Raw genomic sequence first — 12,320 nt, 5'->3', positions numbered from 1 at the left:
TGTCAGGTCTGTTAGAATTTCTCCGGCCGGATCATGGCCGTGAAGAGGTAGGCAAGCAGGGCAAGGGCAATCAGCCCGACGATGATGGTTTCCATGGCGGGTTCAGAGGTTGCCGCAGAAGCGGGAGTACAAGACCGCCAGCCCGAAGAAGCCGGCCGTCACGGCGAGGTAAACGAGGTCGTTCATTCGTCACCATCGTCCCACGCCTTTCCCGAAGCAGGAGTCAAAGCCCCGCCCGACCCCGTAAAAAAAGCATCAAAGCCAGCCCGCCACCCGACCACTGGCTGCGCCCGCTTCGCGAATCGAAGAGGTCCGACTGCCTATTCTTGGATGGATCGAACAACTTCAGTCGATCCGAACCTTCGGGAAGAACACCACTCCCCCATCCAACCTCACCTCTCCTCCCTTCCTTCCTGTTCAAAAACCTCTTCCTCCCCTCAAGGCAACTTCACCCGGAAAGCCCGGTAAGGATAGCTCACCTTGTCCTCCCCGCCGTGATACTTCGGCAGCCGGTTCATCTGCGCGCAGGTCAGGTACAGATACCCGTCCGACCCCACCCCCAGCGAATCCGGCCAGATCAATCTCTCATCCGTCACCAGGGTCTTCAGCTCTCCCTCAGGCGTCACATACTTCATCGCCTGATTCATCGAATCTGTTAGAAAAACATTCCCTTTCGCATCCGTCACCATCCCGTGGCACACCCCCGTCTCCGCCACAGTCTCCACCTTCTTCCCCAGTTCCTCCGCGCTCAGTCCCGCATCCGCTAGATACTTCGTCTCGATCCGGTACAGCTTCGTCTGGTTGATCGCCCGGTAGTAGAAATACTTCTCATCCTTTGTCAGCGCGATCCCGTTCACGTTCGAGCTGAAAGGCTTCCCCTCCCCATCCACCATCTCCTTGCCCTCGTAGCTCAGCTTGAAGCCCGGCGTCGCCAGCGTCGATGCATGCTCCTGCAGCACCGTCCGCGTCTTCCCGCTCTCCAGATCCAGCACCACGATCGCCTTCTGCCCTGGGTCCGACAAATAGGCCAGCCCGTGACCCAGATCCACGCACACGTCATTCAGGCCGCTCTTCTCCTTCGCCAGATCCGGAAAATCATAGACCCGCGCCACCTCGTTCTTCTCCAGATCGATCCGCACCAGCTTGAAGTAGCCGCCCTTCGCCCCGCCCTCTTTCCCGAAGATCGAACCCGCCGCCCCCGGTGCCGAATCCAACACCCACAGGTCATCCCCGCCATCCACGAAAAGATCCTGCACGTTCACGAAGTGGCTCTCCGGCTTCGTCGTATCGTAGCGGTTCCACTCCTCGTTCGGGAATGGCTTCCGCTCCCCGTTCACGATCTCTGTCAGCCCGTACAAAAAAGGCTCCTTATGCGGGAACGACACGAACACCCGGTTCGGCTTCGACGCCACCGCCATCCCGATCGGCTGGTTCTTCCCGAAGGCCGCCACTTCCTCCAGCTTCCCCGCTTCCTCCGCTCGAGCCGCCCCTGCCATCACCACCATCCCCAGCACCCCGCAAAAGATCCTTCGGTACATGCTCATCAGAGGCCAACCTATCCCCTCTATTCCTCCGCGCCACCCTCCCGTTCGAAATCCGGAGTTCAGCGTTCAGCCTTCAGGACTCCTCGCCCTCCCTTGGCGGCGGCGGGAGACCCCGGAAATGTCACTTCATTCCGGCCGCCTCAAGGGTGCTTGGCCATTGGTAGTTGCCTGCCTCCGCGCTCCTCCGCGATCTCTGCGCCTCCGCGGTAGTCTCCCACCGCCCACCACTTGCTCGGCACCCTGCCTCCCCCCAACCCAGCCCCACTCCCGTTTGAAAACTAGTGCTTGGTAATTCGCGCTTCCCGGCTTCCACAATCCCGCCTTGCCCCCCGCCCCCCGGCCTGATTCCATCCGCCCCCCAACCCGCTCGACCCTATGGCCAACAAGGACTTCACCGACCCCGCCCGCATGGAGAAAATCGTCTCTCTCTGCAAGCGCCGCGGCTTCATCTTCCAAGCCGGTGAACTCTACGGCGGTCTCAATGGCTGCTGGGACTACGGTCCGCTCGGGGCCGAGCTGAAGCGCAATCTCAAGGACTACTGGTGGCGCAAGACCGTCCAGGAGCGCGATGACGTCCTCGGCATGGATGGCGCCATCCTGACTATGCCGCAGGTCCTCAAGTCCTCCGGCCACCTCGATAGCTTCAGCGACCCGATGTGCGACTGCCTCCTCTCGAAGGCCCGCCTCCGCGCCGACCAGGTCCCCGCCCAGGACGGCACCGCCGTTTACTTCAAGGGCGCCAAGCACGCGGCCACCAGCTGGAGCGTCGAGCGCCCCTTCGCCGTCCTCGTCGCCCCCGGCAAGGACCCCATCGAGTCCCACAAGACCGCCCGCAAGTTCTACGGCGAGCTCATGCCGGACAAGAAGATCTCCCCGAAGGAACTCGAGCTGATCGAAGACCGCCGCGAGGAAGTCACCGGCACCACCTCCTTCAATCCGGACAACGGCAGCCTCCTCACCGAGCCCCGCGAGTTCAACCTGATGTTCAAGACCAAGATGGGTGCCTCCGCGGACGACAACGATCCGTCCTCCGACGCCTACCTGCGCCCGGAGACCGCGCAGTCGATCTTCGTCCAATACAAGAACGTCCTCGACTCGAACCGCATCAAGCTGCCCTTCGGCATCGCCCAGATCGGCAAGTCCTTCCGCAACGAGATCAACCCGCGCAACTACACCTTCCGTAGCCGCGAGTTCGAGCAAATGGAGATCGAGTACTTCTGCCGTCCGGAAGACGGCCTCCGCCTCACCGACGAGTGGCTCGAAGCCCGCCTCAACTTCTACAGCGACATCGGCATCCCGCGCGAGAAGCTCCACATCCTCGACATCCCCGATGGCGAGCGCGCCTTCTACTCGCAGAAGACCTACGACATCGAATACGAGTTCCCCTTCGGCATCCAGGAGCTGGAAGGTGTCGCCTACCGCACCGACTACGACCTCGGCGTCCATCAGAAGGGCTCCGGCAAGCCGCTCGAATACTTCGACGAGGAAACCAAGGAGCGCTTCCTCCCGCACGTCGTCGAGCCCTCCGCCGGCTGCGACCGCACCGTGCTCGCCCTTATCTGCGAGGCCTACGACTTCGAGAAGCTTACCGATGACAAGGGCAAGGACGACTCCCGCGAAGTCCTCCGCTTCGTCCCGCGCATGGCCCCCGTGAAGGTCGGCATCTTCCCTCTTCTCAAGAAGAACGAAGACCAAGTCCGCATCTGCAAGGAGATCCAGAAGACGCTTCAACCGTGGATGACCGTCTTCTACGACGACGGCGGCTCCGTCGGTAAGCGCTACCGTCGCCAGGACGAGTGCGGCACCCCCTTCTGCATCACCGTCGACTTCGACACCCTCGGCGAAAACGGCCCCGAGCTGAAGGACACCGTCACCATCCGCCACCGCGACTCCATGGAACAAGAGCGCATCGCCATCGATGCTCTCCTCCCCTGGCTCCTCGAGCGCGTCCGCTAATCCCAAGGAGGGGGCGCGTCTCGCGCCCCAACCCCCAACGCCGGCCACCAAGGGTAAGTAGTCCCGCCTTCAGGCGGACGAAGCCGCTATCCCGGCTCACCTCACCTCTCGAGGCGCAGCCTCCTTGGACTGCGTGCAGCCTGCTGCCGTGAAGCAGCGCTCATGGTCCCGGGCCTCCCTCCGTCCGCGCCCCGCCCCACCTGAAACGGCTCCGCCATCTCCACCGAAAGATCTCAACCGCAGATCATCCTGATCCCTCCTATCCTGGCCCCAGCCTCCTCATCCGCGCCCCCCCCAAAGAGAAAAAGAAAAGCCCGCCAACGCACAAAGCGGGCGGGCCCCCGAAAATCCTTTCTCTCCCCCTCTGCGTTTCTCCGCGACCTCTGCGCCTCCGCGGTCAACTCCACAGCCACGGAACAGCGCCACCTCAGTGCAAATCCGGTACCGGCTTGTCTAACACATGCTCGGACTCCCAGCGCGAGATCGACCCGTCCTTGTTCACGTCGTAGTACTTCATCATCGCGTCAAGTTCCTCCGTGCTCACCCCCTCCACGTCCGTCTCCTTGATTCCTTGCTCGATCTCCTGCCGCGTCAGCAAGCCGTTCGCATTGTAGTCGAAGCGGTCGAACTTCTCGATCAGCGCCATCATCTTCCGCCCGTGCGCCGCCTCGGAGTGGGGATCCTGATGAGCACAGGCAACGAACAGAAATGGCAGCAGCGACAGGTATTTCATCGACCCACCTTCTTCCCGAAACCTCCGCGCGCGACAAGCGGGAAAGCGCATTGACTCCCCCTCCCTTCGCGCCGGACCCTCCCGCGTGCGTATCCGCATCCTCGCCGCTGGCAAACCCGCCCTCGCCTACGCCAAGAGCGGCGTCGAGGAGTACCTCAAGCGCCTCTCCCGCTACGGCGCCTACGAACTCGAATACCTCAAGGCCGGCGACTCCGCCACCGTCTCCGCCGCCCTGTTAGAGCGCTCCGCCGGAAACTTCCGCATCGCCATGGACGAGCGCGGCGAAGTCCTCGCCACCCAGGCCTGGGCCGACAAATTCGCCTCCCTTGAGCTGCGCGGCGAGATCAAGGCCCTCAGCTTCCTCATCGGCGCCTCCGACGGCCACACCCCCGAACTCCGCCAAACCTGCGACGCTGTCTGGTCCCTCTCCCGCCTCACCATGCAGCACGAACTCGCCCTCGTCGTCCTGCTAGAGCAACTCTACCGCGTCGCCACCCTCCGCCGCGGCGAGCCCTACCACCGCTAGCCACCCTAGCCGCCCGCCACCAAGGGCACGTAGTCCCGCCTTCAGGCGGTCGAAGCCATCTGTCATCCCGCCCCACCCCCGACGCCTTTCCTCCCGCGGCACCGCCGCCTTGGACTGCGCGCAGCCTGCTGCCGCTTTCGGCAGGCAGCCTGCTGCCGTGAAGCAGCGGATACGGCCCCGGTTCTCTCTCCATTCGCGTCCCGCACGATCTAATACCAAGTCGATTCTATAAGGTGACTTTTCGCTGCTTCGGGCAGTAGCGACGGATGGTACGGGTTTCAACGGATTTACGGATTTCCTCGGGCAAGGAGGTGAATCCCAGCCCGTCCATCGGTTCAAAATCCGCGTAATCCGTCCAATCCGTAAATCCGTGGTCGCTTGGCCCGCATTACCCAAAAGACACATGAACCATTGGAGATGGTATAAGAAGTGGTCCGTACCGTCCCGCGTGCCCCTGAAGCAGCCACCCCAGCTTGCCCCACACCACCACTTCACCTCACCACTGCTTGGAACAGGCTGCCCGCTCTTCTGAATCCACCCTCTCCCTCCAGCCCCCCTTCAAACCATCACTGTCGCAGAGGAACTACGGAACAAAGCCCCGGCAGGGGCGACAGATATTAGCCGGTGGCGTAAGCCACCGGTATCAAGGGGCAACCACCCGAGTCCCGGCAGGGACGACACGGAGCCATCACCCCGGCATCCCCGTCCATCCCCTCACCTCCGCGGCTGCTGCGGCATCACCCGGAATGCCCCGCCACCACGACCCGGCTCCGGTCGGCTCCACGACTTCTGATCCTTCTCCGAAACCGGACCGCGCTGCGGCTCGTGCCCTGCACAAGCCACCAAAACCATCACCACTCCGGCCAGTATCACCCACCTCGCCATCATCACCTCAGCGGCGGGGCTGCTGCGGCAGGGCACCGAAGGCACCGCCACCCTGTCCGGGCACCGGCTTGTTCCATGGAATCTGGCTCGACTGGCTCGGCGGACCCACCGGCTTGCGGACTTCCTCCTCATCCCCCGTCTTGCAGGAAACGAGCGGCATCACGGCGGTCACGGCGAGGGCGGCTAGAAAGAATCGCATGGCCCGACAATAAAAAGGCCCCCGCGGCTTGCAAGCTCGCGGAGGCCTTGAAAGTGAACTTCAGTCGGATCGACTCAGTTGGCGGCCGGCTCGGCCAGGATCACGCGGTCACCCGGTTGGATGCGCACGCCCGGAGCCACCGTGTCGTTGTCGATCTCGGCCACCACTTGGGAAGGCTCGATCGAGGAAGGCTTCACCATGCCGATCAGGCGGCCGTCACGCTTGACGAGCAGCTTGGTCTGCGGGGTGAAACCGGTGTTGCTGCCAGCACCGATGATCACGAAGCCCCAGTCTTCGTTCACTGCGGTCACCACGGACTCCATCGAGTTGCGGCGGATGCGGCTGTCGCGGGTCGTGTCACGCTCGGCCAAGCGGGAGATCTCCTCCTGGTTCTTCGCCACGGCCTTCTCGAGCGCTTCGATACCGGTCTTGAGCTCTTCCAGCTCCTTGGTCTTCGCCTGCTTCTTGGTCTCCATCTCCTGCACGGTGGCCGGGAGGGTCTCAAGCGTCACGCCACCACCTTGCTCGGAGAGCATCTGGTTGAGCTGCTCTTCGGACTTCTTCAGTTCGGCGAACTTGGCCTTCTGCTCTTCGAGCTGGGCATTAAGGGTCGCGATGTCGCGAACCAGAGCCTTGCCCTTGGACTCCAGCGAGGAGATCGACTGCTTCACCGACTCGCGATCGCGATTGGCGGTTTCCAGCTTTACCTTCTCTTCGTCGAGGTCGGCCTGCTGCTTCGTCTTCTGCTTCGTCAGCGTGTCGTTCTTGCCGATCGTGGCTTCCTTCTCTTCCTTTTGAACCTGGTACTTACCAACGTTCTGATAGGAGAAGAAGGCAGCCGCTCCCGTGACGAGAAGGGAGAGAGCGTAGAAAATGGCTTTCATGGCGGGCTTTTAGGAAAATTTGTGTCGGGCTGTTCGGGACGGGCTTCGGATTACTTGGCGGCGGGCTCGGAGCCGGGGACCACGCGGTCGCCCACCATCAGCGTCGTGTCTTCGGCCACGGAATCGGGAACGATCTGGGCAGCGGCGCGACCGGCTTCCACCGTGCTCACGCGCAGCTTGGCCACCACCGCACCGTCGCGCACCACATCGAGCGGCGAACCGGCAACCACGCCGGCCGTGCCACCCACCGGCAGCGTCACGAAACCGTAAGCCGGGTAGATCGCGCTCACGCGGGTGCTGCTGAAGAAGGACTTCTTGCTGGAGTAGTTCGTGTTCTTCACGGTGTAGGCGTTCACCACGCCTTCCGTGCGGGTCTTCTCGCTGGTCAGGTCGGCCTGCTTCGCGGTCGCGGAAGCGATGTCCAGGTCAAGGCCCTGCAGCGACTCTTGAGTCGCCTTCAGCTTGTCCACCAGTTCCTCGATGCTGCCGAACTCCTTGAGCTCTTCCTCGATCTTGCCGATCTTGGCGGCATTGTCCTCGGCTTCCTTGCTCTTGGAACCCTTCTCGGTCTCAAGGGTGGAATTCTTCTTCGTCTCCGCCGTTTCCTTCTCACGCAGGCCCACCGTTTCGGTCTCGGTCGACTTGCGTTCGGTTTCGGTGGTGTTGAAGTCGTCGACCAGCGCGTTATATTCCGCGGTCAGCTTGGTATTGCGGTCCTGCTCGTTCTGCCGGGCTGCAATCTCATTCTTGTACGCATCCTTGTTTTTGACGGCAAGGAAGGCGGCGGCGGCGAGTGCGATCGCACTCAAAATGGCAAATACGTTGGCCATGGGGTTTTGACAGGTGACTGGTTGGGTCTTGTTTTCTTGTTCTAAGGCGCAAACTAGGGACGCCCCATTGGCCCCGGCAATACCAAATTTCGCGATTGTGCAACGTGACTTTACAAAGGATGGACACCGCAGCACCCCACACCCTCCGATGAGTTCCATACCCCGCGTTTTCTCGTATCTACGCCATTATCCGGGCCTCGCGGCCGCCCAATTGGCCTGCGCGATCGGGATGACTCTCGCCGTCTTCGTCTTCCCTAATGCCACCCGTATCGTCATCGACCGGGTTATCCCGGATCCCGCCCGTCACGGCGAGTTCGGCTTCTGGATCGGCCTCTCCCTGTTAGGCTTCTTCCTCAAGGACGGCCTCAATTCCCTTCGCATCTTCGTCAATAACACCTTTGAACAGAAGGTGATCTACGATATCCGGGAGGACCTTTACTCCAAGATCCAGCAGCTCCCCCTCCGCTGGTTCGATACCCGCCGGACCGGCGACGTGATGACCCGCGTGGTCGAGGACGTGACCAATATGGAACGTGTCTTGATCGACGGCATCGAGCAGGGCCTCGTCGCCGCCCTCCAAGTCATCGGGGTCGGAATCTTCCTTTTTTACCTGAATCCCGTGGTCGCCACTTGGGCCACTTTGCCTGTTCCGATCCTCGCGATCGGGGCTTGGTTTTACTCCACGAAGGGCCGCGACCGTTACCGCAACCAGCGCGACGCGTCATCGGATTTGAACGCGATCCTCCACGATAATATTTCGGGAATCCGTCAGATTAAAGCATACGCCGCCGAAGAGCCCGAACTTGGCCGCTTCAACCGCTACTCGGAAGCCCTCCGCCGCGCCAGCCTCCGCATGATGAAATGGTGGGCCATTTACTCGCCCCTCATGTCCTTCGTCCGCATGACCGGCTACGTCTTCGTCCTCGCATTCGGCGGTCGGGCGGTGATGGAAGGAACCCTCAAAATCGGGGACTTCGCCGCCTTCTTCCTCTCGCTCTCCCTTTTCTACGATCCGATCGACCGTCTCAACGGCCTGAACCAGATGATCCTCTCCGGCCGCGCCGCCGCGGACCGGGTCTTCGAGATCCTCGATTCCGAAGTCGAGCCGAATGCCACCGCCGGGGGAACCCTTCCCGCCGCCATCAAGGCCCACGTCCGCTTCGACAAGGTTTCCTTCGCCTACGGCGACCAGCCCACTCTCCACGACGTCGATCTGGAGGCCAAGCCCGGCCAGACCATCGCCCTCGTCGGCTCCACCGGCGCCGGCAAGTCCACGGTCCTCTCCATCCTCACCCGCTTTTACGAACGCGACAGCGGCACCGTTAGCATCGACGGCATCGATATCGCCGGCCTCTCGAAGCAGTCGCTCCGCAGCCATCTCGGCTACGTCACCCAAGAACCCTTCCTCTTCAATGGCACCGTCCGCGAGAACCTCGCCCTCGCCGAACGCGAGGCCACCGATGAGGAGATGTGGACCGCCCTCGAAGCCGCCCACGCCTCCCGCTTCGTTCGCGAGCTGCCCCAGCTCCTCGACACCAATGTCGGCGAGCGCGGCGTGAAGCTCTCCGGCGGCGAGAAGCAGCGTCTCTCCATCGCCCGCGCCCTGCTCAAGAACGCTCCCATCCTCCTCCTCGACGAGGCCACCGCCTCCGTCGACAGCGAGACCGAGCGCCAGATCCAGGACGCCTTGGATCGCCTGATGGAAAATCGCACCGCCTTCGTCATCGCCCACCGCCTCTCCACCATTCGCAACGCCGACAAAATCTACGTTCTCGAAAAAGGCCGCGTGATCGAGGAAGGCACCCACGACGAACTCTGGGCCCGCGGTGGCAAGTATGCCGAACTCTGCCGCAAATCCTTCCTCAACCAAGAGCCAGTTACCACGTTAACCTAAGATCAGCCTGATCTGTCATACAAATCAGAAGGAAGCCTTGTCCCCATCCCGTTCTCTCCCCCAGACACGCTTCTTGATGAGACAGACATTTCCTGACCTTTTGCCCCTCCTCCTCCTCGGCACCCTCTCCGCCTCGACCCTCGATACCATCACCTTCGGCGACCCCGCCTCCGAGTCGGCTCACACCCTCACCGCCGAACTCTCCCAAGCCATCCCCGCTGCCCTCTCCGAACCATCCCGCCAGCTTCTCCCCGGCGGCTCGGACCCATGGCGCGGCGGCACCCTCCGCTTCACCGCCAAGGTCGACCCCGCCGGCCAGAATTACTTCACCCTCCGCCTCTGGGGCGGCGACGTGAACCACAACCAGCTCACCCTCCACGTCGAGGGCAAGCAGATCGGTTACCGCCACCTCGGCGACATCGAAGCCCTCGACATCGGCACCGACGCACCCGCCTACCCCGGCCGCTTCACCTATCGCACCTGTCCACTCCCGCTCTCGCTCACCACCGGCAAGCAGAGCATCACCTGCGAGATCCGCGCCACCGGCCCGATCTGGGGCTACGGCCGCAACTTCGAGCAATACCAGAAACCCATCACCGAACCCACCCGCAACCTCTACCGCGCCTACACCCACACCGACGGCTTCTTCCAGCCCGACCCCGCCGAGAAACAAGGCACGCCCCCGCCACCAGTCGTCCGCCAATCCCCGGGCCCGGAAGTCGTCGATGCCATCAAGGGCCGCGTGAATGGCGAGATCGACCGCCTCCTCCGCCACCCCGATCAACCGGCCAGCCAGATGCAGACGCTCTTCTTGGCAAAGGCCTGGCACACCAAATGGACCCGCGCCGCCGGGAAGCCCGAGACCTTCGCCAAGATCCTCCTCAGCCTCGACCACCTCTACCGCTCCTACGTCGCGGACCCCAAGCTCGCCCAAGCCGAGCCCTCCACCTACAATCCCAATTGGTTCGGCCTCGGTCCCGCAGGCCAAGTCATCCAGCTCCTCGAAAAGGAACTCACTCCCCGCCTCGACGAAACGATCGACGACGGCAGCGGCAAGCAGGTGAAGCGCCGCGAGGGCTTCCGCGCCATGCTTCTCGCCTGCTGCGACTGGCACCGCGAGAACCGCCGCCAGTACACGAACCAGTCGATGATCAACGACCTCTACGGCATCTACCTCGCCAACCGGGGTCTCGCCGTGGTCGCACCTGCCGATGCCCTGCCCGAACCCAAGGCTCTCCGCTATCTCTATGAATCGGTCGGCCTCGAACCTTGGCTCGGCAGCGAGAAGGACGGCAAGCCTCTCAAACCGCTCGGAGAGTTCTACTACCAGCTCACGACGAAGGGTCTAACCAAGGAACTCGGCTTTGTCGGCAACTATGGTGAAGTCCTCGATTGGACCACCCAGATCTATGAGGCCACCCGCCCCACACCCGACAAGGACGGCGACAAGCGATTGAAGGAGCAACTGATAAAGATCGCCCGCGCCCGCGCGCCCTTCCGTTATCCGCTTCCGGACCGGGAAGGCTTCCGCGCAATGATCCAGGAAACCCCCGTCGGCTGGCGGGATGTCCACTACCCCGGCGATGTCACCTACAGCCAGCGCCCCTCATGGGACGGTTCCCCCGTAGAAGCCGCAGCCGCCACCCTCGATCCACAGCTTGTCGGCGGTGTCCAACAGATGATCGAAGACCGCCAGCTCTACGCCACACTCAAGGATGCGGTCGAAGGTAAAGGCTTCCGCACCAGCGCCGGCCTGCTCGCCATCCCGGATCACCTCGAAATCGTCCTCGCCCAACCTGCATCTCCACAACGCCTCCCCATGTCCCCCGGCCAGCCGGACTTCGTCTTCAGCGATGAAGAAGATGGCGTGATCGCCCTGAAGAACGGCGACGAGATCCTTTACGCGTCCCTCTACTGGCGGGCTCGCCACGCCGTGAACTCGCTCGCTCGCATCCACTACCTGACCCCGGAGATCGACCGGATCGCCACCGTCTATCAGCAGGTCGAGTTCACCCCCTCCGGCATGGATTACACCCGCCCCGATTGGACCAACTTCGGCTTCGCGAATGGCGGCCACCGCTACCCGAAGGAATTCATATCCGCCCATACCGGGGAGAAGCTCCCCATTGCCCGCATTCCCGAGGGCATCGCTTTCAAACCCGGCCAAGAGAACATCCACGCTGGCCGCGGCGACTTCTACCGCCTCGACTACGGCTCCTACCGCATCGCCATGAACATGAGCGCGGACAAGACCTTCGACTATCAAGCCCCTCCCAGCGGCAAGATCCGCAACCTCGTCACCGGCAAGGATGTCAAACCCGGCGCCACCGCCAAACTCGCGCCCCGCAGCACCATCGTGCTCCATTGCGAGTGACCTCATTCCCCTCGACCCGGAACTTTCCCGGAAGCAACCTTGGTCCATTCACCTCGCAAGCCCGTGAAATCGTTCCTGCAGCTCAAGTTCATCCCGCTCAATCCCTCCATCGGCCTCCTTCTGCTCCGCGTCTGGCTCGGCGGCTCGATGATCGGCCTGCACGGCTGGAGCAAGCTGCAGAAGCTCCTCGACGGTGACAGAATCGGAGATCCCATTGGTATCGGCCCCGTACCCACCTTGATTCTCGCCGTCTTTACCGAACTTATTCTCTCCGCCTTCCTCGTCCTCGGCTTCCTTACCCGCTTCTCCGCCTTGATGCTCGCCTGCACCATGGCCATCGCTTGGGCGGTGAGCCACAAGATGGCGCTTTCCGGGCCCGGCAATGGCGAACTCGCCTTCATCTACCTCGCCGGCTTTCTCGCCATCCTCCTCTGCGGCGGGGGCAAATACGGCATCGAGAAGAGCTAGGCGCCCCCCGCCAAAAATGCCTGACAG

At 62.5% G+C, this 12,320-nt stretch carries 11 protein-coding genes; 5 read left to right on the top strand and 6 right to left on the bottom strand.

Annotated features, from left to right (window positions below):
• Positions 1-11 precede the first annotated feature (11 nt).
• Positions 12-95 (bottom strand): K(+)-transporting ATPase subunit F, encoded by an 84-nt coding sequence (kdpF, locus tag OJ996_RS26425; protein ID WP_345783793.1) that lies wholly within the window; start codon positions 93-95, stop codon positions 12-14.
• A gap of 342 nt (positions 96-437) precedes the next feature.
• A complete protein-coding gene (locus tag OJ996_RS16840; protein ID WP_264514797.1) occupies positions 438-1,544 on the bottom strand; it encodes an L-dopachrome tautomerase-related protein in 1,107 nt (368 codons plus the stop codon).
• 375 nt (positions 1,545-1,919) lie between these two features.
• Between OJ996_RS16840 and OJ996_RS16835 the strand changes: the two genes are divergently transcribed.
• The gene (locus tag OJ996_RS16835) at positions 1,920-3,500 is read left to right on the top strand and encodes a glycine--tRNA ligase (RefSeq protein ID WP_264514796.1); all 1,581 of its coding nucleotides are present in this window, start codon (positions 1,920-1,922) and stop codon (positions 3,498-3,500) included.
• Between the two features lie 427 nt (positions 3,501-3,927).
• Here OJ996_RS16835 and OJ996_RS16830 read toward each other — a convergent pair whose 3' ends face one another.
• Complete coding sequence (locus OJ996_RS16830; protein ID WP_264514795.1) at positions 3,928-4,233, bottom strand: EF-hand domain-containing protein; 306 nt, start codon at positions 4,231-4,233, stop codon at positions 3,928-3,930.
• A gap of 85 nt (positions 4,234-4,318) precedes the next feature.
• Here OJ996_RS16830 and OJ996_RS16825 point away from each other — a divergent pair, with 85 nt between their 5' ends.
• A complete protein-coding gene (locus OJ996_RS16825; RefSeq protein WP_264514794.1) occupies positions 4,319-4,759 on the top strand; it encodes a 23S rRNA (pseudouridine(1915)-N(3))-methyltransferase RlmH in 441 nt (146 codons plus the stop codon).
• A gap of 892 nt (positions 4,760-5,651) precedes the next feature.
• Here the strand turns inward: OJ996_RS16825 and OJ996_RS16820 are convergent.
• The 3 genes from OJ996_RS16820 to OJ996_RS16810 all read right to left on the bottom strand — a co-directional run bounded on the left by OJ996_RS16820 (position 5,652) and on the right by OJ996_RS16810 (position 7,557).
• Entirely contained in the window at positions 5,652-5,843 is a 192-nt protein-coding gene (locus tag OJ996_RS16820; RefSeq protein ID WP_264514793.1) for a hypothetical protein, read from the bottom strand.
• 74 nt (positions 5,844-5,917) lie between these two features.
• Positions 5,918-6,727: a hypothetical protein gene (locus OJ996_RS16815; RefSeq protein WP_264514792.1), complete on the bottom strand. Its 810-nt coding sequence runs from the start codon at positions 6,725-6,727 to the stop codon at positions 5,918-5,920.
• A gap of 50 nt (positions 6,728-6,777) precedes the next feature.
• On the bottom strand, positions 6,778-7,557 hold the full coding sequence (locus OJ996_RS16810) for a hypothetical protein (protein ID WP_264514791.1): 780 nt from the start codon (positions 7,555-7,557) through the stop codon (positions 6,778-6,780).
• Between the two features lie 148 nt (positions 7,558-7,705).
• On the opposite strand from OJ996_RS16810, the gene OJ996_RS16805 reads away from it, so the two are divergent.
• From OJ996_RS16805 to OJ996_RS16795, 3 genes are all read left to right on the top strand, one after another.
• A complete protein-coding gene (locus tag OJ996_RS16805) occupies positions 7,706-9,451 on the top strand; it encodes an ABC transporter ATP-binding protein (RefSeq protein ID WP_264514790.1) in 1,746 nt (581 codons plus the stop codon).
• A gap of 100 nt (positions 9,452-9,551) precedes the next feature.
• Positions 9,552-11,825 carry a hypothetical protein gene (locus tag OJ996_RS16800; protein WP_264514789.1) on the top strand — a complete coding sequence of 758 codons (2,274 nt, stop codon included), beginning with the start codon at positions 9,552-9,554 and terminating at the stop codon, positions 11,823-11,825.
• Positions 11,826-11,888: 63 nt separating this feature from the next.
• Positions 11,889-12,293, top strand: coding sequence for a DoxX family protein (locus OJ996_RS16795; RefSeq protein WP_264514788.1), 405 nt, complete (start codon positions 11,889-11,891; stop codon positions 12,291-12,293).
• Positions 12,294-12,320 lie beyond the last annotated feature (27 nt).

Origin of the sequence: Luteolibacter rhizosphaerae (assembly GCF_025950095.1) — a bacterium.
In the GTDB taxonomy this organism is placed as follows: domain Bacteria; phylum Verrucomicrobiota; class Verrucomicrobiia; order Verrucomicrobiales; family Akkermansiaceae; genus Haloferula; species Haloferula rhizosphaerae.
Note: the sequence above shows the minus strand (reverse complement) of the source record. Positions and strands in the feature narration are given on the sequence as shown.